We start from the raw sequence: 24,548 nt of genomic DNA on the forward strand, positions 1-24,548 counted from the left end.
CTACGCCAGCCTGAACGCCTGCACCGCCTCGCGCAGCTGCTGGGCGCGCTGATCGAGGCTTTCGGCGGCGGCCGCCGCCTCTTCGACCAGCGCGGCGTTCTGCTGCGTGACGCCGTCCATCTCGGCCAGCGCATCGCTGACCTGCGCGATCCCCTGCGACTGTTCGCGCGAGGCCGCGCTGATCTCCGCCATGCGCGTGGCGATGCCTTCGACCTGGCGCACGATGTCCTCCATTGCGCTGCCGGCCTGCTGCACCGCTGCGTGGCCGTCGCGCAGATCGGAGACCGTGCGCTCGATCAGCGCCTTGATTTCGCCCGCGGCGGTGGCGCTGCGCTGCGCGAGGCTGCGCACCTCGCCGGCCACGACCGCGAAGCCCCGTCCGTGTTCGCCCGCGCGCGCCGCTTCGACCGCTGCGTTCAGCGCCAGGATGTTGGTCTGGAACGCGATGCCGTCGATCATGCCGATGATGTCGACCACCTGCTGCGCGTTGCGATGCACGCCGTCCATCGTCTGCACCACGCGCTCGACGGTGCCGCCGCCGTGCCGGGCGGCGTCGGCGGCGCTGCGTACGGTGGCGTCGGCGTCCACGGCGGCATCGGCGTTCTGGCGCACCGTCGCGCTCAGCTGCTCGATGCTGGCGACCGTGCGCTCGAGGCTGCTGGCCTGGCTCGCGGTGCGCGCCGACAGGTCGGCGTTGCCGCTGGCGATCTCGCCGGTGCTGGCGACGATGGCATCGGCGCTGGCGCGCACGGTGCCGACGATGCCCGACAGGCCCTGGCCGACGCCATCGATCGCGCGCATCAGCTCGCCGATCTCGTCGCGGCGCGGGCTGTCCAGGCGCGCGGTCAGGTCGCCGGCGGCCAGGCTGCGCGCGGCCGCCGCCGCATCGGCGAGCGGCGCGCTGACCATCCGCCGCAGCATCCACCAGAATCCCGCCGACACCAGCAGCGCGAGCGCAAGGCCCGCGCCGAGGAAGCGGTTGCGGTTGGCGATCAATTCCGCCCGCAGGCTGTCGACCGGCACCGAGCCGACGATCAGCCATTGCCATTCGGGATAGGTCTCGAACGCGGTCAGGCGCAACGCCGGGGCGCCGCCGTCGAACGCGACCCGATGTGTCAGGCTGCCCTGACGCGCGGCAATCATGTCGCGCAGCCAACTGTTGCCGTCCTCGTCCCGGGCGTCAAGCTGGACCGTGCCCTCCTGGCGGCGGCCGACCAGCAGCTTGCCCTGGTCGGAACCGGGCTTGGCGTCGACCACCAGGAAATGGCCATCCGTGCCGATCGACTTGCGGCGGATGCGGTTTTTCAGCATCGCAAGCTCGGCGCTGACATCGACGCCGACATAAAGCGCGCCGGCGACCTTGCCGGTGGCGTCGCGTACGGGCTCGTACTTGCTCATGTACGGCTTGCCGAACAGCCAGGTCAGCGCGCGATACGAGCGGCCGGACTGCACCGCGGCATAGGCGGGGCCTGCGCGATCGAGCAGCGTACCGACCGCGCGCTCGCCGTTCTGCTTCTTCAGCGAGGTCGTCACGCGCACGAAGTCGTCGCCGCGGCGCGCGAACACCGTGGCGATGGTGCCGCCAGTGGTCGAGAAGAAGCGGTCCGGTACCGCGAAGTTGTTGTTCAGCACGACCTCGCCGCTGGTGAACTGCGGCGTCGGCTGCCCGGCGACCTCGATGGTCTGCGCGGGATCGACCGCATACGGGCCGGGCACCACCGCGGCGAAGCTCAGCAGGAAGCGGTCCGCCTCCTGCAGCATGGTGTCGTCGAACTGGCCGAGCAGATCGCGCAGCGTCTCGTTCTGCGCGCTCATCGCCGCGCGCTGCTGCGCCTCGAGCTGGCGCATGCTGCTGTCCGACAGCACCCAGGCGAACAGGCCGAACACCAGCACCTGCACCGCCAGCACGATCAGCGCGAGCCGCGTGCCGATCCGCGCGGCGCCAAGGCGCCAGCGGCGCGACGGCTTGCCGATGGACGGGGTATCGGTAGGGGAGGGAGTCAGGACGCCGGCAAGGCCGGCGGCCGACGAGGCAAGGGGGGCGGGGGCAAGGGGGCGCACGTCCGTTTCCTGCGAAAAGGAAGTTGCCGGCACCACATGGCGCACGGCGGACGCATGATCTCCGTCACGTCGTCATGGATCGGTTTACGGCTGAGGACGTGCTGCGCTTGATGAGGGTGTTCACCGATTTCTACAGGCGGTGGTACGCAAAGCGTGGCCGGGCCTTCCGGGCGTCGTTATCCTGCGTCTCCCTACGCAATCCGTTCTGGCACCAAAAAAATCATGGCTCAAATCATGGCTCGATACTCCGTCCGTTCCGCCGAATATCCGAAACCTGCAGATGACGACGTCTGTCACGAAGAACTGTTCGGCCATCTGGCCGAGGAGCAATTCACCGCAGAAGAAGCCGCGGAATATCTTGAGGTGTCGCTGGTCGCATTCCAGCGCTTCGTTGACGACGGGACGGTGATTCCCTCGAGCGCGGACGGGCGCTGCGGATGGTTCTCCGCGGCAGGATTGAAACGATTCAAGCAGCAGCGCAAGGCCCCCGAAGCGGCGGGAGTTAGCTGAGCGGTGGCAACAGATCAGTAACTCATAGCGCGGCAACTATTAAGAAAGCTTCATAGCGGTTGAGTCGGCATGCTGGCGGTCTCGGCGCGATGCGCCCCCACGCATGATCGGCACGATGGCCAAGCACGACGACGTCTCTTACAAGTTTCTGTACACCTGTCCCGAATTCGTCAGGGACCTGCTGAAGAGCTTTGTGCCGAAGCAATGGTGGCGCAAGGTGGATTTCTCCACCCTGGAGCGCATGCCGTGCAGCTACGTGACCGATGACTTCCGCGAGCGCGCCGATGACGTGGTTTGGCGGGTGCGAACGGGACAGCAGTGGATGTACCTGTACATCCTGATCGAGTTCCAGAGTACCGTGGACACGTTCATGGCCGTGCGAGTGCTCAGCTACTTGATGCTTCTGTACCAGGACCTGATCCGGCGCAAGGAATGTTTACCGGGCCGTCTGCTGCCACCCGTGTTGCCGATCGTGCTGTACAACGGCGAAACGAAATGGACGGCGCCGGTGGATGTCCAAAGCCTGATCGCTCACGATGCGGACCTGCCGATTCCGCGTTTTCGCTATCACCTGATCGACGAGAGCCGGTACTCCGAAGCACGGCTCGCTCGGCGGCGCAATCTGGTGGCGGCGGTGATGCGTTTCAACCGATTGAAGAACGAGCGGAGCCTGGTCCGCCTGATTCGGGAGGTCCGTTACTGGATCGATGGACGCAAGGAGCTCAGGCGGACTTTGGCGATGTGGATGCGCGGAGTATTGTTGAGGCAGCGCAAGGGCAAGCTGGCGCTGCCACGGGTTCGCGATCTGGAGGAACTGGAAATGTCACTGGCACAACGGATGGACGAGTGGGCCGCCCGACACGAGGAGAAGGGCGAGAAGCGGGGCGAGAAGCGGGGCGAGAAGAAGGGAATCACGAAGGGCCGGCAGGAAGGTGCGGCCCGGGTGCTGCAGCAACTGCTGGCGCGCCGGTTTGGGCCGCTGCCGCCGGATGTCGTCGCCAAGCTGAATGCGGCGCAGGCGGCCGACATCAGGCGGTGGAGCGGGCGGCTCCTGGACGCGCAATCGCTCGACGCCGTCTTCAAGACACGCTAAAGGCCGCGGCGATGCTCTTGGTGGGCATCTTTGCCGCGGAGAATCAAGGCTGCAGCTGTCCCAGCCGCACTACCGTCACGCCCGGGCGCAGCTGGCGCAGCGACGGCATCACCAGCACGCAGTCCGGATACGGCGTCATCACCGGCACGTCGTCGTTCCAGCCGATCACGGTGCCGGCCTCGGCGAAGGTCTCCAGGCCGGTATAAGGACCGGCGAAGCAGAAGTTCATGCTGGTGGCGACCACGGGCTCGGTCACGCGCACCACGCGCTGCCGTGCGGCCTGTGCCGACAGCCAGCCGGCCGGCAGGTCGCCGCTGTCGACGATGCCGGCGGCGAGCAGGAAGCGCGCCGTGCTGTCGCGCGCCACCGCCACCGACGACGCCTCCCAATGCTGGCCACACTCGATCAGCAGCGCATTCTTCGGGCTGGCCGGATCGCCGAAGCCGGCATAGTCGCGCATGCGCCGGCCTTCCGGATGCCCTTCGTCGACGATCACATGCGCCGGTGCGCCGAGCGCGCGCGCCAGCGCCACGCCCTTGTCCAGCGGGCCCGACACGATCAGCGGCAGGCTCTTCTCGTGCATCGAGTGCAGGTCCAGCAGCAGATCGACGCGATCGATCAGCGGGCGCATCTCGCGCGCGCGCCGCAGCTCCGACGAGTCGCGCGACGCATCGTCGAGCACGGCGGCGGTCCAGACGCGGTTGAAGTCCTGGTCGACGAAGCGCGAGGCGTCTGGCCTGGCCGGATCGAAGCGGTGATACGCGTCGACGTTGGCGAACGCCAGCGTCAGCTGCCCGCGGCGGGGCTTGAGCCCGAGATCCAGCAGCTCCTTGACGACAATCGCGCCGCAGACCTCGTTGCCGTGGGTCAGCGCGTTGATCATCACGTGCGGACCCGGCACGCCGCTGTCGAAGTGGTGGACGTAGGCGACGCCGGTATTGCCGTCGGCGTACGGCCGGATATCGGGAAATGCGACTTCGACCGGGTAGGCGTCGAGCGTGGTCATCGTGTTCATGGGGTTCCCGTTATTGCTGGATGCCGGCGGCCTGCACGATGGTGCGGTACTTGGCGGTCTCGCGCTTGACGAAGGCCGCGAACTGGGCCGGATTGGCGGGGGCGACCTCGACGCCGGCCTCGGCCAGCTTCTTGCGGACCTCGGGCATCGCCAGCACGGCCTGCATCTCGCTGTTGAGACGGTCCACGACAGGGCGCGGCGTGGCCTTCGGCGCCATCAATCCGAACCAGACGCCCATGTCCACGCCCTTCAGCGCGGGCGTCTCCGCCAGCGCCGGCACGTCGGGCGCCACCGCGGCGCGCTTCGCCTCGGTCACGCCATAGGCCTTGACCCGTCCGGCCTGGATATGGGGCAGCGCGGACGACAGCACCATCACCGCCAGATCGATCTGGCCGCCCAGCAGGTCGGTTGCCATCGCCGAGGCGCCCTTGTACGGCACATGCGTGATGCCGACCTTGCCCTGCTGCTTGATCAGCTCGCCGGCGAGGTTCAGCGGCGTGCCGACGCCCGACGACGCGTAGGCCAGCTAGTCCGGCTGCGCCTTGGCCAGCGCGATCAGCTCGCCGGCATTGCGCGCCGGCAGCGTCGGCTTGCCGACCAGCACCATCGGCTGCGTGCCGACGAACGTGATCGGTGCCAGGTCCTTCTCGCCGTCGTAGCGGACCGCCGGATTGGTCAGGCGGGCGATCGACACCTCGCTGCCCGAGCCCATCAGCAGCGTGTAGCCATCGGCCTCCGCCTTGACCACGCGCGATGCGCCGATGGTGCCGCCGGCACCACCCAGGTTTTCGATGACCACGCTCTGGCCCAGCCGCTTGCCCAGTTCGGGCGCGACGGTGCGAGCCACCAGGTCGACGCTGCCGCCGGCCGTGTAGCCGACCACCAGCGTGATCGGTTTCGCGGGCCATTCGCTGGCGCGCGCGTCGGCCTGAGCCAGCGACATGGCGGAGATGGCGGAGAACAGCAAGGTGGCGGCGGTGGCAGTCCGCAGCGAGATCTTCATGGCAACGCTCCCGTGTCTATCTGTTATCGATGTGGTATGGCGCGATGTTAGGGAGCGGCGCCGTGTCGTCGCATGCGGGTTTGGCAATGGCGATTGCCGGATCGGCAAGCGGGAAGGCGAGGCACCGACTGCACGCCGCCTGCACGCCCGGCCGCCCCGGCGGCATCAGGCCGTCGCGGCGCGCCAGAACGCCTCGGCCAGCGGGCGCATCGGCGCGCGCGGACGGTAGAGCCGGATCTGCAGCACCAGATCCCGGTTGCCGCCCTGGCCGGCTTCCGTCCCGGCGTCCGCCACGTTGCCGATATCGGCGCGCACCAGCCGGCCGGCATGCAGATCGTCGGCGATCAGCCGTGCCGGCAGCCAGGCCAGGCCCATCCGCTGGCGCACCATCTCGTGCACCGACTCGGCAAAGTCGCAGACCGCCACCACGTCGAGGCGGCCGGCCAGTTTGCGACGGGCGATTTCCTGATTGACCATGCGCCCCATCGTCAGCGTCTCCGCATAGGCGATGGCCGGCACCGGCGAGCCGCTCTTGCCCCCCGTGCCGCGCCCGGGCAGGCGGAAGCACGGGCCGCCCGAGGCATCCGCGGCGGCGACGCAGACCAGCCGTTCGATCCCGACCGGGTGGAACTGGTAGCGGGCCTCGTCCAGCCGCACCGGCAGGTCGGGCGGGCTGTAGCACAGCAGAAAATCGGCATCGCCCTCGGTGAACATCGCCATCGCATCGTGCATGGCGAAGGTCGACAGCCGGGTGCGGAAGCCCGCGGCCACCGGATCGTGACGCAGCGCCTGGCGCAGCCCGGCCAGCCAGGCCGGCACCAGCGAACGCGACAGCGTCTTGCCGGTGGCGATCACCACGGTGCTGGCGTCGACGCGGTGGGCCGCCCGCAACGCCAGCCGAGTCTCCTCGAGCGTATGCAGCGCGGACTGCGCGGCCTCCAGGAACTGCCGGCCCTCGGCGGTCAGCCGGACCGGGAACACGCTGCGATCGATCAGCGGCGCGCCGGCCCATACTTCGACCGCCTGCATGCGGCGGCCGAAGGCCGGTGGGGTGACGTTGCGCAGTTCGGCGGCGCGGGCGAGGCTGCCGGCCTCGGCCAGACATACAAAGTCTTCGAGCCAACGGATATGCATGGGGAGGGAACGATCGGTTCGTGGCGGAAAGGGCGGGCGGCGGCGCATGTTCCTTGCGCGGCCGCGTCATTCTAGAGCGTTCGAAGCGGCCTGCACGCGCGCGCCGTTGCCGCGGCCAAGCCCCAAGGCGGGACGGAATTCATATGATCGATGAATGAAGTGGCCAAGGAAGTGCCATTCGTTATTTGTCGATTGAATGAGCCGGCGCAGCCTATCGCCGCCTTTCACCGGCTCCTACACTGGCTGGAAAGCCCGATCCCGCTGGGAGTTCGCCATGCCGTTCCTTCGCCGCCTCGCCTGTCATGCCGCGTACACACTGATCCTGCTTGGCGGGTGGCAGACCGCGATGGCGGCACCCCGCCCGGCCCAGCCCGCCGAGACGCTGACCCGGCAGGCGGTGGCCGCCTACGAGGCCGGCGCATTCGAATCCGCGCTGCGCGACTTCGCCGACGCGGCGCGGCAGGGCAACCGGCTGGCGCAGTTCAACTACGCGATGATGCTGCTGCGCGGCGACGGCACCGCGTCGAAACCCCAGGAAGCGCTGAGTTGGCTGAAGAAGGCGGCCGACAACGAGATGACGCATGCCCAGTTCACCTGGGGCGAACTGCACGAGCGCGGCGAACTGGTGCCGAAGTCGCTGGAGGAGGCCAACCGCTGGTATCAGCGCGCCGGCCAGGGCGGGCATATCCAGGCGCAGGTTGCGCTGGCGACCAACTACTTCATCGGCCGTGGCGTGCCGCGCGATTACGCCAAGGCTTTCGAGTGGTACACGCGGGCGGCGACCGCCGGCGACGGCGGGGCGCAGTACATCGTCGCCAGCTTCTACGAGCGCGGCGAGCCGGGCGTGGTCGAGCGCGATATCGAGCAGGCCAAGATCTGGTACGCCCGCGCCGCGGCGCGCGGTGACCCCGGCGCGCTGGCCAAACTGCGGTCGTTGCTGGAGCAGACGGTCAGGTCGCGCGCGCCGACGATGTAGACGGGGCAAGCGCGCGCGAGCGCGCCGGCGCTTCCTCAGGTCTGGATCAGCCGCTTCTGCCGCGAGATGTTCATCAGGATGCCGATCCCCATGCCGAGCGTGACCAGCGCGGTGCCGCCGTAGCTGATCAGCGGCAGCGGCACGCCGACGATCGGCAGGATGCCGCTGACCATGCCCATGTTGACGAAGGCATAGGTAAAGAAGATCAGCGTGACGGCGCCCGCCAGCAGCCGCGAGAAGTGGGTCGGCGCGTTCGCGGCGATATAGAGCCCGCGGAAGATCAGCAGCAGGTACAGCACCAGCAGCACGGCATTGCCAACCAGGCCGAATTCCTCGGAGTAGACCGCGAAGATGAAGTCGGTGTGCTTCTCGGGAATGAACTCGAGGTGGGTCTGCGTGCCCTTGAGCCAGCCCTTGCCCATCAGGCCCCCCGAACCGATCGCGATGATCGACTGGATCGTGTGGAAGCCCTTGCCGAGCGGGTCGGTGGTCGGATCGAGCAGTGTGCAGACCCGGTGCTGCTGATAGTCGTGCAGCACCGGCCAGTTGACACCCGGTGCGCACATATCGTGCTCGAAGAACAGCAGCGCGGAAATCAGCGTGACCAGGATCGCCAGCGCCGGCAGGATCAGCTTCCACGACAGGCCGGCGAAGTAGATCACGTACATGCCGGCGGCCAGCACCAGCAGTGCGGTGCCCAGATCCGGCTGCTTGGCGATCAGCCCGACCGGTACCGCCAGCAGCAGGCCGGCGACGATGAAGTCGAACCAGCGCAGCGCGCTTTCGCGCTTCTGGAAGTACCACGCCAGCATCAGCGGCATCGCGATCTTCATCAGCTCGGACGGCTGGATCACGATGCCGACGTTGAGCCAGCGGCGCGCTCCCTTGCGGATCAGCCCGAACATCGCCACCGCGATCAGCAGCGCGACGCCGACCGTATAGAGCGGCACCGCGACCCGCATCAGCGTCTGCGTGGGCAGATAGGCGATCACCCACATCACCGCGTAGGACAGCAGGATATTGCGCAGCTGATCCTCGACGCGGCCCGGTACGCCGATCGACGCCGAATACAGCGCGACGATGCCGGTGGCAAACAGCAGGAAGACGATCAGCGCGAGCGGCTTGTCGAAGCCGGTCAGCGCGGACTTGATCAGGGACAGGGCGCGTCTGCGATCCATCTGCGCCTCCTTCAATGCGTGGCGTTGGCGCCCGGCGCCGCGGCGGCCTGCCGGGCGCGGGATGCGGGAGACGGAGTGGAGCCCGGGGCGGCGGGCGGCGCGGCCGGGCGTGTCTGGCGCGCGCCCGGTGTGGCAGGAGCGGGCGGCGCGGCGGCCGGCGCCGGCGGCGCACCATCATGCGGCGGCCTGGCGTGGCCGAGCGCCTGACGCATGCGTTCGCCCAGCGTCAGCGGCGCGGAGGCCGGTGCGATCGCCTGCGGATCGATGTCCGGCGCGGCGGCGGCCGCGCTCGCGCCGCCGTCGCGTGCCGCGTCGTGCTGATCCTTCGCGCCCGGCTTGCCTTCCCCTTCCTCGTTGGCCAGCGTGTTGCCCATTGCGCTGGCGCTGGCGATGCTGGCGGTATGGCCGGTGGTGAACACGCTGGGCGTATCGACCGGCGGCAGGCCGTGCGCGCGCTCGGAGACCGGCGGCGCGATCTCGGCCAGTTCGGCGGGCCATTTGCCGAGCAGGTAGTAGTCCATCACCTTGCGCGCGATCGGTGCCGCGTGTGCCGCGCCGAAGCCGGCGTTCTCGACGATCAGCGCCAGTGCGATCTTCGGCTTGTCGGCGGGCGCGAAAGCGGTGTACAGCGCGTGGTCGCGCTTGTGCTCGGCCAGCGCGTGGTGGTTGTACTTCTCGCCCTTGCTCAGCGAGAAGGTCTGCGCGGTGCCGGTCTTGCCGGCCGACTCGTAGGCCGCGCCGGCAAATACCTTGGCCGCGGTGCCCGAATGCGTGACGCCGACCATCGCGCGCTTGATCACGTCGATATCGGATTGCTTGAACGGCAGGCGGTAGCTTTCTTTGGGCACCGTCAGGCGGCGCTGGCGCGTGACCGCGTCCTCGATCGCCTTGACCAGGTGGGGCTTCATCACCACGCCGTTGTTGACCAGGATCGACGTCGCGTGCGCCAGCTGCAGGATCGTGAAGCTGTTGTAGCCCTGGCCGATGCCCAGCGAGATGGTTTCGCCGTCATACCACTTCTGCTGCTCGGGCTTGCGGTAGGCGCGCCGTTTCCACTCGGTCGACGGCAGGATGCCGCGGCTTTCGCCCTCGATGTCGATGCCGGTCAGCTGGCCGAAGCCAAGCGGCTTCATGAAGTCGTGGATCGCGTTGACGCCCATGTCGCGCGCCAGCGCGTAGTAGTAGGTGTCGCACGACGCGACGATCGAGCTGTTCATGTCGACCCAGCCGTGGCCGCCCGGCTTGTCGTCGCGGAAGGTGTGGTTGCCCAGCGTGAAGAAGCCGGGGTCGTGCATGCCCCAGTTCGCGGTGCGCTTGCCGGTCGCCAGCGCCGCCAGCGCCATGAACGGCTTGTAGGTCGAGCCGGGCGGGTAGGTGCCGCGCAGCGGGCGGTTCAACAGCGGCTTGTTCGGGGAATTGTTCAGCTCGTTCCAGGTGGCGGTGTCGATGCCCTCGACGAACAGGTTCGGGTCGAAGGTCGGCTTGGAGACGAAGGCGAGGATGTCGCCGGTGGCCGGCTCGATCGCCACCAGCGCGCCGCGGCGGTCGCCGAACAGCGCCTCGGCCAGCTGCTGCAGCCGGATGTCGAGCGACAGGATCAGGTTGTTGCCCGGCGTCGCCGGCGCGGTCGACAGCGTGCGGATCGGCCGCCCGCCGGCGCTGACCTCGACCTCCTCGATGCCGGTCAGCCCATGCAGTTCGGTCTCGTAGCTCTGCTCGATGCCGATCTTGCCGATGTAGTTGGTGCCCTTGTAGTTGTCGGCGTCCTTGCGCGGATCGTACTTGGCCGGATCGGCGTCGTTGGCCTCGTCCATCGCCTCGATGCGCTGCTGGTCGCGCTGCGAGATGCGGCCGATATAGCCGACCACGTGCGAGGCGGATTCGCCCATTGGGTACTGGCGGAACAGCCGCGCCCGCACATCGACGCCAGGGAAGCGGAAGCGCTGCGCGGAGAAGCGCGCCACCTCTTCGTCGCTCAGCTGGCTGCGGATCGGCAGGCTCTCGAAGCTGCGCGACTCCTCCATCAGCCGGCGAAAGCGGCGGCGGTCGCGCGGCTGGATCTCGATCAGCTCGGACAGCTCGTCGATGGTGTCGTCCAGCGACTGTGTCAGCTTGGACGGCGTGATCTCCAGCGTGTAGGCGGAATAGTTTCGCGCCAGCACGATGCCGTTGCGGTCCATGATGATGCCGCGGTTCGGCTCGATCGGCGCCACCGAGATGCGGTTGTCCTCGGCCTTGGCCGAATACTGGTCGTGCTTGTACCACTGCAGCCAGAAGAAGCGCAGGAACAGCAGGCCGAACAGGATCACGGCGAACAGCGCCGCGGCCGCCACGCGAAGGCGGAAGCGGCCGAGCTCGAGTTCGACGTTGCGGATTTCGGTCATGGTGCTGCGTGGACGGGCGGTCGGGGCACGGAGGGGAACAGCGAGTGGAGTGCCATGCCGTCAGATCGGCCGGGTTTCGTCGACGTCGATCGAACGGCGCTGCGGCGCCAGCAGCAGGCCGGTGGCCAGCGGCCACAGCAGCGCCTCGATGCCGGGCGCGACCAGCAACGGCCAGCCGGGCAGCGGCGCGCCCATCAGCAGCCGGATCACGACCGGCACCGCATGCGCGACGAACAGCAGCGGCAGCACGTGCAGCGCCTGCGTATAGACGCTGAACCACAGCACGCGGCGGTGGATCGTGATGGCGAAGTAGGCCAGCAGCGTATAGGCCATCGCGTGCTCGCCGAGCAGGCGGGCATCGTGCACGTCCATCAGCAGGCCCAGCACGAACGCCACGCCCATGCCGACCTTGCGCGGCTGGTGGATGTTCCAGAACACCAGCACCAGCGCCACCATGTCCGGCACCCACAGGATGTCGCCCCACGGCAGCAGGTTGAACAGGAACGCCAGCACGAAGGTCAGCGCGATGAAGGCCGGATTGACCGGCCGCAGCAGGTATTGGGGATGGGTCACGGCTTCTGCTCCTGGCCGGGCGCGGCGGCAGGCGCCGTGGCGACCGTGGCCGCGGCGTCCGCCCTGGGCCTGGGCGCCTTCTCGGCTTTATCGGCTTTCTCGGCTTTCTCGGCGGCTTTCTGCGCCTTGTCGGCCTTGCCGGCCTTCTCCGTCTTGCTGGTCTTGCCCGCCGCGCTCTTGCCGTCGCCGCCGGCCGGCAGGTCGCGCGAAGGTTTCTCGGCCTCGTAGCGCACCACCAGCAGCTGGCGGTGCGAACGCACGCCCGCGACCGGCTCGCAGTAGACGCGCGAGAACGCGGTGTCGGCCTTGCGTTCGATCTGCACGATGCGCGCGACCGGCAGTCCGGCCGGATAGACGCCGTCCAGCCCCGAGGTCACCAGCAGGTCGCCCTGCTGCAGATCGGCCGACGCCGCCATGAAGCGCAGATCCAGCATGCCGGCCTTGCCGCCGCCGAAGGCGATGCTGCGCAGGCCGTTGCGTACCACCTGCACCGGGATCGCCTGTTCCTTGTCGGTCAGCAGCGTGACTTCGGACTGGAACGGCGTCACACGCGTGACCTGGCCGACCACGCCCCGATCGTCGATCACCGGATACCCGGCCCGCACGTCGTGCTGGCTGCCACGGTCGATCACGATGCGCTGGCTGTACGGATCGCGCGCGTCGTACAGCACCTCGGCCGCGGTGACCGGCGTCGCCGATTGCTCCTTCAGGTCAAGCAGCTTGCGCAGTTGGCGGTTCTCGGCCTCGAGCTGGGCCTGGCGCAGCGCGTCGTCGGCCTGGGCCACGGCGCGCCGGCGCAGCTCGCGGTTCTCGCTGGCCAGCGCGGCGGAGGACTGCAGATAGTCGAACGCGGCGCGCGCCATGTCGCGCGGTACCAGCACCGCGCGCTCGACCGGCATCAGCACGGTGGCGGCGACCTGCCGGACCGTGGACAGCGCATCGAAGCGGGCGTCGACGACCAGCAGCACCAGCGCCATCGTCACGAAGATGACCAGGCGCGCAAATGCGGACGTGCCCTGCTTGAATAGCGGTGGCGGCGTGTAATCCATTTAGCCGTACGCAGGCGGTGGCGGTCCGCATCGCCGGTACGCCGCGCGCGGGCGTCCGGGGGCGGACCGGAATTGGCTCAGTCGCGCGGGCCGCCGGTGGGCGGCGGCCGGCGTGGCCAGGGTGGCGCGGCGGCGGCCCCGCCCGTGGCCGGCGTCGGCCAGCGGTGCGGGCAGGGCGCGCTTCGCCACGGGAACGATCCTTTGCCGGACCGGCTTACTCGTAGGCGAAGATGCTGCCCAGCTTGTCCATGCGCTCCAGGGCCATGCCCGAGCCGCGCACCACGCAGGTCAACGGATCCTCGGCGACCAGCACCGGCAGGCCGGTTTCCTCGGCCAGCAGGCGGTCCAGGTCGCGCAGCAGCGCGCCGCCGCCGGTCAACGTGATGCCGCGCTCGGCGATGTCGGCGCCCAGTTCCGGCGGAGTCTGCTCCAGGCCGATCTTGACGGTGGACACGATCTGGTTCAGCGGGTCGGTCAGCGCTTCCAGGATCTCGTTGGACGAGACCGTGAACGCGCGCGGAATGCCCTCGGACAGGTTGCGGCCCTTGACCTCCATCTCGCGCACTTCCGAACCCGGGAAGGCGGAGCCGATTTCCTTCTTGATCGCTTCGGCGGTCTGCTCGCCGATCAGCATGCCGTAGTTGCGGCGGATGTAATTGACGATGGCTTCGTCGAACTTGTCGCCGCCGACGCGCACCGAGCCCTTGTAGACCATGCCGCCCAGCGAGATGATGCCGACCTCGGTGGTGCCGCCGCCGATATCGACGACCATCGAGCCCGACGGCTCGGACACCGGCAGGCCGGCGCCGATCGCGGCGGCCATCGGTTCCTCGATCAGGTAGACCTGCGAGGCCCCGGCGCCCAGCGCCGACTCGCGGATCGCGCGGCGCTCGACCTGGGTCGAACCGCACGGCACGCAGATGATGATGCGCGGCGACGGACGCAGCAGCTTGCTGTCGTGCACCATCTTGATGAACTGCTTGAGCATCTGCTCGGTCACGGTGAAGTCGGCGATCACGCCGTCCTTCATCGGGCGGATCGCCTCGATGTTGCCCGGCACCTTGCCCAGCATCTGCTTGGCTTCCTTGCCGACTGCCTGAATGGTCTTCTTGGCGTTCGGGCCGCCGCCCAGGTGGATCGCGACCACCGAAGGCTCGTCCAGCACGATGCCCTTGTCACGCATATAGATCAGCGTGTTGGCGGTGCCGAGGTCGATCGCGAGATCGTTGGAAAAGTAGCTGCGGAGAAATCCGAACATCAGGAGTCCTGTTTTCTGGTGGGTTCGCAGGTATGCGAAGCGGCCGGCGCCAGTCGTTGGCGCCGGCCGCGATATTCATATGTCGTCGATGGAAACGGCGCGCGTCCTTCAGCGCATCCACGGTCCCGCCCATGCCGTTGCGGTGCGCCAGGCGAACCGCGACAGTGCTGGGGGAATGGGTCCGCCGAGCCGGCGGAACGCATTCCCACGGGAACCTTTGATTAGACGGCGCCAGAAAGTTCGCCAAACTTCATTTGGCGGATGGCCGGACGGTGGTCCGGGCGCCACAGACCCGGCACCCACGATGGGGCAGCAGCGAGTCGGTCTAATCGGAGGATCCTGGTCCGGGCCCCGCGGGCAGTCGGGTCCGGCATCCTTCTGCGGCCGGGCCCTGGGTCCCAAGCGGCGAAGGCGCCGCCGGGGGCGGCGGCAAAACGGAATGATACCTTATAATTCCGCGTGTTTCGGCGGCAAATTGCCCTGAAAAAACCTGTAATTCTGACGATTGTGGGGCGCCGCGCGCGGCACTTTCCCAGGCCGATACCGGGCCGACAATGGCCCGGATGTGGCGCCGCCCGAGGCGCGCCGGCCTGGCCCGGTCCAGCGCCTCCCGACTCTGCGCGCACGGTCGTCGCACGGTCGTCGCACTGTCGTCATTCTCCCGGTTCGTCCCGGCCTCGCGCCGGACCGCCGGGCCCTCTGGAATTCCTCGCACCCACGCCATGGCACTCGAGCTATCCGACGTCAAGCGCATCGCCCATCTTGCCCGCATCGACATCAGCGATGACGAAGCCGGCCAGACGCTCGGGCAATTGAATCAATTCTTTTCGCTGGTCGAGCAGATGCAGGCGGTCGACACCAGCGGCGTCGCGCCGCTGGCGCATCCGCTGTCGGCGGTACGCGAGATGCAACAGCGGCTGCGCGACGACGTCGTCACCGAGCCCAACCGGCGCGAGGACTACCAGCGTCCGGCCCCGGCCACCGAGGCCGGCCTGTACCTGGTGCCCAAGGTGATCGAATAACGGTCCCGCACCCGGCTCGCCGACGTCGCCCGGCATTTCATCACGTATCGACGTACCGATACGCAGGACGACGTCTCCTGAATCGATCCGGCCCGCGCGGCGACGTACCGCGGGCCGTTCTCCGAAGCTCTTCCGACACTCCATGTCTTCCTCCGCTTCCTCCTTCCCGGTCGGCTCGACCGTGACCTCGCTGCGCCAGATCGCCGATGCGCTCGCCGCCGGCGCGGTGTCGGCCGAAGAACTGGCGCGCGACTATCTGGCCCGCATCGAGCAGGCCGGCGCGCTGAACGCCTATGTGCATGTCGACGCCGAACTGACACTGGCCCAGGCCCGCGAGGCCGATGCGCGCCGCGCGCGCGGCGAGGCCGGTCCGCTGACCGGCGTGCCGATCGCCCACAAGGATGTGTTCGTCACGCGCGGCTGGCGCTCGACCGCCGGCTCGCGCATGCTGGCCAACTACGAGAGCCCGTTCGATGCCACCGTGGTCGAGCGGCTCGCCGCCGCCGGCATGGTGACGCTGGGCAAGACCAATATGGACGAATTCGCGATGGGCTCGTCCAACGAGAACTCGCACTTCGGCCCCGTTCGCAACCCGTGGGACGCGTCGCGCGTGCCGGGCGGCTCGTCGGGCGGCTCGGCCGCGGCAGTGGCCGCGGGTCTGGCACCGGCCGCGACCGGTACCGATACCGGCGGCTCGATCCGTCAGCCCGCCGCGTTCTCCGGCATCACCGGCATCAAGCCGACCTACGGCCGCGTGTCGCGCTTCGGCATGATCGCGTTCGCCTCGTCGCTGGACCAGGCCGGCCCGATGGCGCGCAGCGCCGAGGACTGCGCGATGCTGCTCAATGCGATGGCCGGTTTCGACGAGCGCGATTCGACCTCGCTGACGCCGGCCCAGGGCGGCGTGGACGAAGACTTCACGCGGCTGCTGGGCCAGCCGCGCGGCGGCGCCAGCGCCAACCAGCCGCTGGCGGGCCTGCGCATCGGCCTGCCGCGGGAGTACTTCGGCGCGGGCCTGTCGGCCGATGTCGAGGCCGCGGTGCGCGCCGCGCTGCGCGAATACGAGAAGCTGGGCGCGACGCTGGTCGAGGTGTCGCTGCCGAAGACCGAGCTGTCGATCCCGGTCTACTACGTGATCGCGCCGGCCGAGGCCTCGTCGAACCTGTCGCGCTTCGATGGCGCGCGCTACGGCCATCGCGCCGCCGAGTACCGCGACCTGCTCGACATGTACAAGAAGACCCGCGCCGAGGGCTTCGGCTGGGAGGTCAAGCGCCGCATCCTGGTCGGCACCTATGTGCTGTCGCACGGCTACTACGACGCCTACTACCTGCAGGCGCAGAAGATCCGCCGCATCATCGCCGACGACTTCCAGCGCGCCTTCGGCGAGTGCGACGTGATCATGGGACCGGTGGCGCCGACGGTGGCGTGGAAGCTCGGCGAGAAGAGCGCCGACCCGGTGCAGATGTACCTGGCCGACATCTTCACGCTGTCGACCAGCCTGGCCGGCCTGCCCGGCATGAGCGTGCCCTGCGGCTTCGGCGAGGGCGGCATGCCGGTCGGCCTGCAGATGATCGGCAACTACTTCGGCGAAGCGCAGCTGCTGCAGGCCGCGCACGCCTTCCAGCAGGCCACCGACTGGCATCTGCGCCAGCCCTCGCAGGGATGATCATGAACGCGCTGCTTTCGATCCGCCCGTCCCGCCTCTCTGCCGGCCGCCTTGCATTGACGGCCGTGTTGCTGGCCGCGCTGGCGGGCTGCATACCGCTGCCGCGCATCGGCGGCCCGACGCCGATCGCCGATCGCGACATCGACCTGGCCGGCGACTGCCGCCGCACCGAGGAAGACGGCTTCCGCGAGGACGCGCAATTGCGCGTGTCGGACAACAACGTGCAGCAGCTGTCGTGGAAGCTGTGGGTCGGCAAGCGGGGCTCGTGCAGCTTCGACCTGGCCGAATTCCGCCAGACCCGCCGCAAGCCGCATATCGAGCTGGCCGCGCGCGACGGCAGCGCGTGCAAGCTGCTGGTCTGGCAGGACCCGCGCCGCGTCACGCTGGCGCACGCCAATTGCCAGAGCCGCTGCACGCCGGGCATCTATGAAGAGGCGTGGCCGGTCATGTTCGAACCGGGCACCGGCACCTGCGCGCGCACGCAATAACGCGGCCGTACGCACCGCGACAGAAGCTCAACGCAGTAAGCAGAACGCGAAAGCACACGGCGGCGCGGCCCATGCCGGCGCCGCCGCAAGGAACCAACAGGAATACCGCCATGCAATGGGAAGTGGTGATCGGCCTCGAAACGCATACGCAGCTATCGACGGCCTCGAAGATTTTTTCCGGCGCCTCCACCGCGTTCGGCGCGGCGCCCAATACCCAGGCCAGTCCGGTCGATCTGGCGCTGCCCGGCACGCTGCCGGTGCTGAACAAGGCCGCGGTCGAGCGCGCGATCCAGTTCGGCCTGGCGATCGGCGCCCATGTCGCGCCGCATAGCGTGTTCGCGCGCAAGAATTACTTCTACCCCGATCTGCCCAAGGGCTACCAGATCAGCCAGTACGAGATCCCGGTGGTGCAGGGCGGCAGCCTGACCTTCCAGGTCGAGGGCCGCAAGGGCGAGTTCTACGAGAAGACCGTGCAGCTGACCCGTGCCCACCTCGAGGAGGACGCGGGCAAGTCGCTGCACGAGGACTTCGCCGGCATGACCGGCATCGACCTGAACCGCGCCGGCACGCCGCTGCTCGAGATCGTGACCGAACCCGACATGCGCAGCGCCGCCGAGGCGGTGGCCTATGCGCGAGCGCTCCATACGCTGGTGGTGTGGCTGGGCATCTGCGACGGCAACATGCAGGAAGGGAGCTTCCGTTGCGATGCCAACGTGTCGGTGCGGCCGGTCGGCAGCGACAAGCTGGGCACGCGCCGCGAAATCAAGAACCTGAACTCGTTCCGCTTCCTGCAGCAGGCGATCGAGTACGAGGTGCGCTGGCAGATCGCCGAGATCGAGGATGGCCGCGAAATCCAGCAGGCCACCGTGCTGTTCGATCCGGACACCGGCGAGACGCGCGCGATGCGGACCAAGGAAGACGCGCACGACTATCGCTACTTCCCCGATCCGGACCTGCTGCCGCTCGAAATCGAGCCGGCCTGGATCGAGCGCGTGCGCGCCGCGATGCCGGAGCTGCCGGCCGCGATGCAGGCGCGCTTCGTCTCGCAATACGGGCTGCCGGCCTACGATGCCAGCGTGCTGACCTCGTCGAAGGCGCTGGCCAACTGGTTCGAGCAGGTCGTCGCCGAAGCCGGCGCGGCCAACGCCAAACCCGCGGCCAACTGGCTGATGGGCGACGTTGCGTCGCAGCTGAACCGCGAGGGCATCGAGATCGATGGCGCGCCGATCCGCCCCGCGCAGCTCGCGTTGCTGCTCAAGCGCATCGCCGACGGCACGGTGTCGAACAACACCGCCAAGAAGGACGTGTTCCCGGCGATGTGGGCCGGCGAGTGCGACGGCGACGCCGACGCGATCATCGCCGCCAAGGGCCTGAAGCAGATGTCGGACACCGGCGCGCTCGAGGCCATCATCGACGAGGTGCTGGCCGCCAACGCCAAGTCGGTCGAGGAGTTCCGCGCCGGCAAGGAGAAGGCGTTCAACGCGCTGGTCGGCCAGGCGATGAAGGCGACCAGGGGCAAGGGCAATCCGGCCCAGGTCAACGAGCTGCTGCGCAAGAAGCTCGGTTGACGGGCTGCATCGAGCAGATGGTGAACCCGCGCTCCGGCGCGGGTTTTTTCATGGGACGGCGGGTTGGAATCGCGCGCGTCGAGCTCTCGCGCGGGGTCTCCTCCCGGCAGGCTTTGCTACACTCCAGCGCAAATCGTTCGATGACCCGCCAATGAATCCGCAAGACGTCGCCGCCTATCTGCAAAGTCATCCCCAGTTCTTCGAGGACCATGCCGAGCTGCTGGCCTCGGTGCAGCTGACGAGCCCGCACAGCCATCGCGCGGTCTCGCTGCAGCAGCGCCAGATGGAAATCCTGCGCGAGAAGAACAAGGGCCTCGAACTGAAGCTGGCCAATCTGATGCGCCACGGCCACGACAACGACCGCACGCAGAACCGCATGCACGCGTGGCAGTTGCGGCTGCTCGGCGAGGCCGATGCGCTGGCGCTGCCGATGGCGGTCAGCCAGGGCCTGCAGCAGGTCTTCGATGTGCCGGCGGTCGCGCTGCGGCTGTGGCAGCTGGCCGAAACGCACGCCCCGCTCGATCTGCTGCGCGGCGAACAGGCCGCCGCCAGCGAAGCCGCGCGCCGCTTTGCCGAGGGCCTGCACACCCCGTATTGCGGCGCCAATCCCTGGGCCGTCGAAGCCGCTCCCGTCGAAGAGGGGGCGCCGTCCGCGCCGGCCGCTTCCGCGGCAGCGGCCGACTCGCTGGGCGAAGGCGGCAAGCAGGCGCTCGACTGGCTCGAGCGCAACGACATCGCCTCGCTGGCGATGGTGGCGCTGCGTGCCCCCGCGGGCGAGGACGCCGAAGCGGGACCGACCTTCGGCCTGCTGGTGCTCGGCTCGCCTGATCCGCGCCGCTTCCACGAAGGCATGGGCACCGCCTATCTGAGCCGCATCGGCGAACTGGCCGGCGCGGCGCTGGCGCGCCTGCGCGGCTGAGCAGGGACTCGGGCGGCAACGGATGGCCCGCTCCAGCGAACCGGCGTTCGTGGACAACGCTGCGCACGCGCCCCCACCGGCCCTCGATCCGCTGCTGCTCCGCTATCTGGACTGGCTGGCCACCAGCCGCAAGCTGGCCAAGCACACGCTGGTCGGCTACCGGCGCGACCTGTCGGTATTGCAGGCGCAGGCCGCCAGGTTCGCGCCCGGTACCGCGCTGACCGCGTTGCGCACCGACCAGATCCGCAGCTTCGCCGCGCGGCTGCGCGGCAGCGGTCTGGCTTCCACCAGCATTGCCCGGGCGTTGTCGGCCTGGCGCGGCTTCTATCTGTGGGCCGCGCGGCACGGCCACGGCGTCGAGGCCAATCCGGTGGACGGCGTGCGCGCCCCCAAGGCCGGACGGCCATTGCCCAAGGCGCTGTCGGTCGAACATGCGGTGGCGCTGGTCGGTCAGCCGGCCGGCGAGGGCGCCGAAGGGCTGCGCGACCAGGCCGTGTTCGAGCTCGGCTATTCGAGCGGGCTGCGCGTGTCCGAGCTGGTGCAGCTCGACCTGCGCTACGTGGAAGAGGACGGCTACCGCTCGTCGGGCTGGATCGACCTGGCCGCGGGCGAAGTCACGGTGCTCGGCAAGGGATCGCGCCGCCGCAGCGTGCCGGTCGGCAGCAAGGCGGTGCAGGCGCTGCAGGCCTGGCTGGCGGTGCGGGGCGACTGGGTACGGCCGTCGGCCGACATCGGCCACCGGCACGCGCTGTTCCTGTCGCGGCGCGGGGAGAGGCTGTCGGACCGCACCGTGCGCGCCCGCATCAAGCAGCAGGCCATCCGCGCCGGCGTACCGGCCGACGTGCATCCGCACATGCTGCGGCACTCGTTCGCCAGCCACGTGCTGCAATCGTCGGGCGACCTGCGCGCGGTGCAGGAGATGCTCGGTCACGCCAGCGTGGCCACCACGCAGATCTACACCGCGCTCGATTTCCAGCATCTGGCCAAGGTCTACGACCAGGCCCATCCGCGCGCACGGCTCGCCGAGCGCGACACGCCGGCCGCACCGTCGACGCCATCGGCGCCGGACGACGAACCGGCCTGAAGCCCGCCGGAAGCGCGCCGGAAGCGCCTAGGCCCACTGCGACAGGATCTCCCGGAACGCCGCGATCTCGGGCAGCAGCCAGTTGCGGAAGGCCTGCACCTTCGGCGTCTCCAGCATTGCCGGCGTGCAGACGAAGTACAGCAGCCATGGACATGGGATGCTGACGTCGAACAGCCGCACCACGCGCCCGGACAGCAGATCGTTGTAGGCCAGCGAAGAGCGGATCAGCGCGATGCCCTGGCCTTCCGCCGCGGCCTGCAGCAGCAGCGACGAGTCCTCGAACATCAGGCCCTTGCGTGGTTCCGGCCAGTCAAGCCCGGCCGCCTCGAACCAGGGCCGCCACGGATCGCCCTCGCCGCGCAGCAGCGTCAGCCCCTGCATGTCCTCGGGGCGCCGCGGCAGCTTGCCGCCCAGGAAGTTCGGGCTGCAGACCGGAAAGAACACGTCGTCGAGCAGCCGCTCGACATAGAGCCCCGGATAGTCGCCGCTGCCCATGCGCAGCGCCACGTCGACCTCGTCGCGCGTGAAATCGACCAGCGTGTTCGACGACATCAGCTCGACGTCCAGCTCGGGATGCCGCTCGATGAAGCTGCCGATGCGCGGCGTCAGCCAGCGCGCCGCGAACGACGGCATCGTGCTGATGGTCAGCCGCTTGTCGCGCGTGCCGGACTGCAGCGCGCGCGTCGCCTCGGCGATCTGCAGCAGCGCGTCGCGCACGCGCTCGGCGTAGACGCGTCCGGCCGGCGTCAGGCTGACCCGCTTGCCGTTGCGGGCGAACAACGGCTGGCCCAACTCCTCCTCCAATGCCCGGACCTGATGGCTGACCGCCCCGTGGGTGACGAACAGCTCCGTGGCGGCGCGCGAGAAGCTTTCGTGCCGAGCGGCGGCTTCGAATGCGCGCAGTGCGGTCAGCGCCGGCAGCCTTGGCAGCTCGCGATGCCACGCGCGCGGCAGTTCGACGGGGTTGCGCTTGAGGGTCATCGCAGGGTTTTTATGTGAGTTCGGCTAACAAGGGAAATCAATATATATCGTTTTGGAGGTGGCCGGGCAATCACTAGAATGCAGTGCATCGGGACCGCAACAGCGAGCGCGCCAGGCCAGACCAGGCTACATACGGTAAAGCGCGACGCCAGCCACGCGAGATGCGCGTGCCGGACGGTACCGTCACCTTAGTGAAGGAAGTCCAAAATGGAAACCCTGCTCACAACGACCGTCTTCAGCCTGAACCCGGGCGAGGTCGCGCCGCTGTCGGTCCATACCGCGCAACGGCTTTATGTGGAAGATGCCGCCGGCCTGAACCTGTGGGTCACCCGCGACGGCGATTCGGAAGATTACTGGCTGCGCTGCGGCGCCAGCCTGCAGCTGAACCGCGGCGACGAAGTGGTGCTCAGCGTCGATCCGCGCGCCGAACGTGCGGTGCGGTTGGCCCTGATCGCCGAAGCCCGGCGCCCGGCCGCCACCAACCTGCCGCATCTGGTGAACCGCATCGTGAGACGACTGGTTCGAGGGACGCAATGGTCGCCTAACCAGGACGTCGTCGCCGCGTCCTGACGGAAAGGAGGAAGCGGCGGGCCGGCGCCATCTGCGGCTGGTCTACAGCCGGCCGCCGGCGCCCGGGACCCTGGACGAACGACGTCCCGGCGGCGGACAACCCTGAGGGCGCCAGGGTGACAGCCGCCAGCGAAGCAGGGGCCGGTGCGAACCGGCCCTTTTCGCTACACTCTCGGCATGCAAGCAATCGAAGTCATCGAACGGGGCCGGGAGGACTACGCGCCCTGTTTCGACGCGATGCGCGCCTATACCGCCGCGCGCACCGCCGAATCTCCCGACCAGATCTGGCTCGTCGAGCACCCTCCCGTCTATACGTTGGGCCAGGCGGGCGATCCATCGCATCTGCTGTCGCCCGATACGGCGATCCCGCTGGTCCGCATTGATCGTGGCGGACAGATCACTTACCACGGGCCGGGACAGGTCGTCGCCTACCTGCTGCTGGACCTGCGACGCCGCGGCCTGATGGTGCGCGAGCTGGTCCATGCGATCGAGCAGGCAGTGCTGGACACGCTCGCGGCGTATAATCTGCCCGCCGAACGCAAGCCTGGCGCGCCCGGCATCTATCTGTCCGACGGTCCGCACCGCGGCGCCAAGATTGCCGCGCTGGGCCTGAAGATCCGCAACGGCTGCAGCTACCACGGCGTCAGCCTGAACGTGCGGATGGATCTGGACCCGTTCCTGCGTATCAATCCGTGCGGTTATGCCGGCCTCGAGACGGTCGACATGGCTCGCGCCGGCGCCACGGTGCCGGCGAGCGATGCCGACGGGGGCGTGCGCCGGGAACCGGTCGATGCCCGGCATCAACCCGAGATCGCGCGACGCCTGGCGGCGGCATTGTGCGATGTGCTGGCTGCAGCGCAGGCGCGCGCGGCGGCCGGCGAGCCGGCAGCGAACCAGCAAGCGAACCGGCAAGCGAACGAACCAGCCGCCACGGCCTCCGGCCAATTGACACCCCTGACCACGGCCTAGCCGACCTATGCGCGCGGGGAGCGCGCGGAGAACACCATGAGCGACGCCCTGATCGCCACCTCGAATCCCCAAGGCGATGCCGCCCAAGGCGCGGCCTACGACCCGACCCGCAAGCAGAAGTCGGCCGACAAGACCGCCCGCATTCCAATCAAGATCGTCCCCGCCGAGAAGCTGAAGAAGCCGGACTGGATCCGCGTGAAGGCGGCCACCGGCAATTCGCGTTTCTACGAGATCAAGGACATCCTGCGCGCCAACAACCTGGTGACCGTGTGCGAGGAAGCGAGCTGCCCGAATATCGGCGAATGCTTCGGCAAGGGCACCGCGACGTTCATGATCATGGGCGACAAGTGCACGCGCCGCTGCCCGTTCTGCGACGTCGGCCACGGCCGCCCGGATCCGCTCGACGTCAACGAGCCGCTGAACCTGGCCAAGACCATCGCCCAGCTGAAGCTGAACTATGTGGTGATCACCAGCGTCGACCGCGACGACCTGCGCGACGGCGGCGCCCAGCACTATGTGGACTGCATCAGCAAGACCCGCGAGCTGTCGCCGATCACCCGCATCGAGGTGCTGGTGCCCGACTTCCGCGGCCGTCTCGACAAGGCGCTGGACATCCTGCAGGCCTGCCCGCCGGACGTGATGAACCACAACCTGGAAACGGTGCCGCGCCTGTACAAGCAGGCCCGTCCAGGCGCCGACTATGCGCACTCGCTGAAGCTGCTGCAGGAGTTCAAGCGCCGCAATCCGGACGTGCCGACCAAGTCGGGCCTGATGGTGGGCCTGGGCGAGACCGACGAGGAAATCCTCGAAGTCATGCGCGACATGCGCGCGCACGACATCGACATGCTGACCATCGGCCAGTATCTCGCTCCGTCGAATCACCATCTGCCGGTGCTGCGCTACGTCCATCCCGACACCTTCAAGATGTTCGAGGAAGAGGCCTACAAGATGGGCTTCACCCACGCCGCGGTCGGTGCCATGGTGCGCAGCTCCTACCATGCCGACCAGCAGGCGCACCAGGCCGGCTTCGCCTGATCCCGCCCGGCG

General features: G+C 68.6%; 21 protein-coding genes and 1 pseudogene. 12 read left to right on the plus strand and 10 right to left on the minus strand.

Annotated elements, in window-relative coordinates; translation table 11 throughout:
• Window positions 1-2,061 carry a methyl-accepting chemotaxis protein gene (locus tag FOB47_RS10330; protein WP_244959395.1) on the minus strand — a complete coding sequence of 687 codons (2,061 nt, stop codon included), beginning with the start codon at window positions 2,059-2,061 and terminating at the stop codon, window positions 1-3.
• A gap of 222 nt (window positions 2,062-2,283) precedes the next feature.
• Between FOB47_RS10330 and FOB47_RS10335 the strand changes: the two genes are divergently transcribed.
• Window positions 2,284-2,571, plus strand: a complete 288-nt coding sequence (locus FOB47_RS10335) for a hypothetical protein (RefSeq protein ID WP_053820837.1) — start codon at window positions 2,284-2,286, stop codon at window positions 2,569-2,571.
• Window positions 2,572-2,686: 115 nt separating this feature from the next.
• On the plus strand, window positions 2,687-3,664 hold the full coding sequence (locus tag FOB47_RS10340) for an Rpn family recombination-promoting nuclease/putative transposase (RefSeq protein WP_174781007.1): 978 nt from the start codon (window positions 2,687-2,689) through the stop codon (window positions 3,662-3,664).
• A 43-nt stretch (window positions 3,665-3,707) separates the two neighbouring features.
• Here the strand turns inward: FOB47_RS10340 and FOB47_RS10345 are convergent, their stop codons facing one another.
• From FOB47_RS10345 to FOB47_RS10355, 3 genes and pseudogenes are all read right to left on the minus strand, one after another.
• On the minus strand, window positions 3,708-4,679 hold the full coding sequence (locus FOB47_RS10345; RefSeq protein WP_174781008.1) for a M14 family metallopeptidase: 972 nt from the start codon (window positions 4,677-4,679) through the stop codon (window positions 3,708-3,710).
• A gap of 10 nt (window positions 4,680-4,689) precedes the next feature.
• Window positions 4,690-5,682 (minus strand): annotated as a pseudogene (locus FOB47_RS10350) (Bug family tripartite tricarboxylate transporter substrate binding protein).
• Window positions 5,683-5,847: 165 nt separating this feature from the next.
• Window positions 5,848-6,816, minus strand: coding sequence for a LysR family transcriptional regulator (locus tag FOB47_RS10355; protein WP_151023119.1), 969 nt, complete (start codon window positions 6,814-6,816; stop codon window positions 5,848-5,850).
• A gap of 274 nt (window positions 6,817-7,090) precedes the next feature.
• Between FOB47_RS10355 and FOB47_RS10360 the strand changes: the two genes are divergently transcribed.
• Window positions 7,091-7,792 (plus strand): tetratricopeptide repeat protein, encoded by a 702-nt coding sequence (locus FOB47_RS10360; RefSeq protein WP_174781009.1) that lies wholly within the window; start codon window positions 7,091-7,093, stop codon window positions 7,790-7,792.
• Between the two features lie 35 nt (window positions 7,793-7,827).
• Here the strand turns inward: FOB47_RS10360 and rodA are convergent, their stop codons facing one another.
• The 5 genes from rodA to FOB47_RS10385 all read right to left on the minus strand — a co-directional run bounded on the left by rodA (window position 7,828) and on the right by FOB47_RS10385 (window position 14,234).
• Window positions 7,828-8,970, minus strand: coding sequence for a rod shape-determining protein RodA (gene rodA, locus FOB47_RS10365; protein WP_151023116.1), 1,143 nt, complete (start codon window positions 8,968-8,970; stop codon window positions 7,828-7,830).
• Window positions 8,971-8,981: 11 nt separating this feature from the next.
• Window positions 8,982-11,354: a penicillin-binding protein 2 gene (gene mrdA / locus FOB47_RS10370; RefSeq protein ID WP_174781010.1), complete on the minus strand. Its 2,373-nt coding sequence runs from the start codon at window positions 11,352-11,354 to the stop codon at window positions 8,982-8,984.
• 60 nt (window positions 11,355-11,414) lie between these two features.
• Window positions 11,415-11,927: a rod shape-determining protein MreD gene (gene mreD, locus FOB47_RS10375; RefSeq protein ID WP_053820843.1), complete on the minus strand. Its 513-nt coding sequence runs from the start codon at window positions 11,925-11,927 to the stop codon at window positions 11,415-11,417.
• Window positions 11,924-12,976 (minus strand): rod shape-determining protein MreC, encoded by a 1,053-nt coding sequence (mreC, locus tag FOB47_RS10380; RefSeq protein WP_174781011.1) that lies wholly within the window; start codon window positions 12,974-12,976, stop codon window positions 11,924-11,926. Before mreC ends, mreD begins: the two co-directional genes overlap by 4 nt.
• Before the next feature lie 214 nt (window positions 12,977-13,190).
• Window positions 13,191-14,234 carry a rod shape-determining protein gene (locus tag FOB47_RS10385; protein ID WP_023264573.1) on the minus strand — a complete coding sequence of 348 codons (1,044 nt, stop codon included), beginning with the start codon at window positions 14,232-14,234 and terminating at the stop codon, window positions 13,191-13,193.
• A 722-nt stretch (window positions 14,235-14,956) separates the two neighbouring features.
• Here FOB47_RS10385 and gatC point away from each other — a divergent pair.
• The 6 genes from gatC (at window position 14,957) to FOB47_RS10415 (ending at window position 20,981) form a co-directional block, all read left to right on the plus strand.
• Complete coding sequence (gene gatC, locus FOB47_RS10390; protein ID WP_053820845.1) at window positions 14,957-15,256, plus strand: Asp-tRNA(Asn)/Glu-tRNA(Gln) amidotransferase subunit GatC; 300 nt, start codon at window positions 14,957-14,959, stop codon at window positions 15,254-15,256.
• A gap of 142 nt (window positions 15,257-15,398) precedes the next feature.
• Entirely contained in the window at window positions 15,399-16,922 is a 1,524-nt protein-coding gene (gene gatA, locus FOB47_RS10395) for an Asp-tRNA(Asn)/Glu-tRNA(Gln) amidotransferase subunit GatA (RefSeq protein ID WP_174781012.1), read from the plus strand.
• 2 nt (window positions 16,923-16,924) lie between these two features.
• Complete coding sequence (locus FOB47_RS10400) at window positions 16,925-17,410, plus strand: hypothetical protein (protein WP_053822932.1); 486 nt, start codon at window positions 16,925-16,927, stop codon at window positions 17,408-17,410.
• 110 nt (window positions 17,411-17,520) lie between these two features.
• Entirely contained in the window at window positions 17,521-18,978 is a 1,458-nt protein-coding gene (gene gatB, locus FOB47_RS10405; RefSeq protein ID WP_174781013.1) for an Asp-tRNA(Asn)/Glu-tRNA(Gln) amidotransferase subunit GatB, read from the plus strand.
• 151 nt (window positions 18,979-19,129) lie between these two features.
• A complete protein-coding gene (locus tag FOB47_RS10410; RefSeq protein ID WP_174781014.1) occupies window positions 19,130-19,897 on the plus strand; it encodes a DUF484 family protein in 768 nt (255 codons plus the stop codon).
• A gap of 22 nt (window positions 19,898-19,919) precedes the next feature.
• Entirely contained in the window at window positions 19,920-20,981 is a 1,062-nt protein-coding gene (locus FOB47_RS10415; protein WP_053820848.1) for a tyrosine recombinase XerC, read from the plus strand.
• Between the two features lie 27 nt (window positions 20,982-21,008).
• On the opposite strand, the gene FOB47_RS10420 is transcribed toward FOB47_RS10415, so the two are convergent.
• Window positions 21,009-21,962, minus strand: coding sequence for a transcriptional regulator GcvA (locus tag FOB47_RS10420; protein WP_174781015.1), 954 nt, complete (start codon window positions 21,960-21,962; stop codon window positions 21,009-21,011).
• Between the two features lie 207 nt (window positions 21,963-22,169).
• On the opposite strand from FOB47_RS10420, the gene FOB47_RS10425 reads away from it, so the two are divergent.
• From FOB47_RS10425 to lipA, 3 genes are all read left to right on the plus strand, one after another.
• The gene (locus FOB47_RS10425; protein WP_053820849.1) at window positions 22,170-22,532 is read left to right on the plus strand and encodes a DUF2917 domain-containing protein; all 363 of its coding nucleotides are present in this window, start codon (window positions 22,170-22,172) and stop codon (window positions 22,530-22,532) included.
• 177 nt (window positions 22,533-22,709) lie between these two features.
• Complete coding sequence (gene lipB, locus FOB47_RS10430) at window positions 22,710-23,501, plus strand: lipoyl(octanoyl) transferase LipB (protein ID WP_174781016.1); 792 nt, start codon at window positions 22,710-22,712, stop codon at window positions 23,499-23,501.
• 36 nt (window positions 23,502-23,537) lie between these two features.
• Entirely contained in the window at window positions 23,538-24,536 is a 999-nt protein-coding gene (lipA, locus tag FOB47_RS10435; protein ID WP_006577815.1) for a lipoyl synthase, read from the plus strand.
• Window positions 24,537-24,548: the final 12 nt, after the last annotated feature.

It is taken from the genome of Cupriavidus gilardii (assembly GCF_013347325.1).
GTDB lineage: Bacteria > Pseudomonadota > Gammaproteobacteria > Burkholderiales > Burkholderiaceae > Cupriavidus > Cupriavidus gilardii.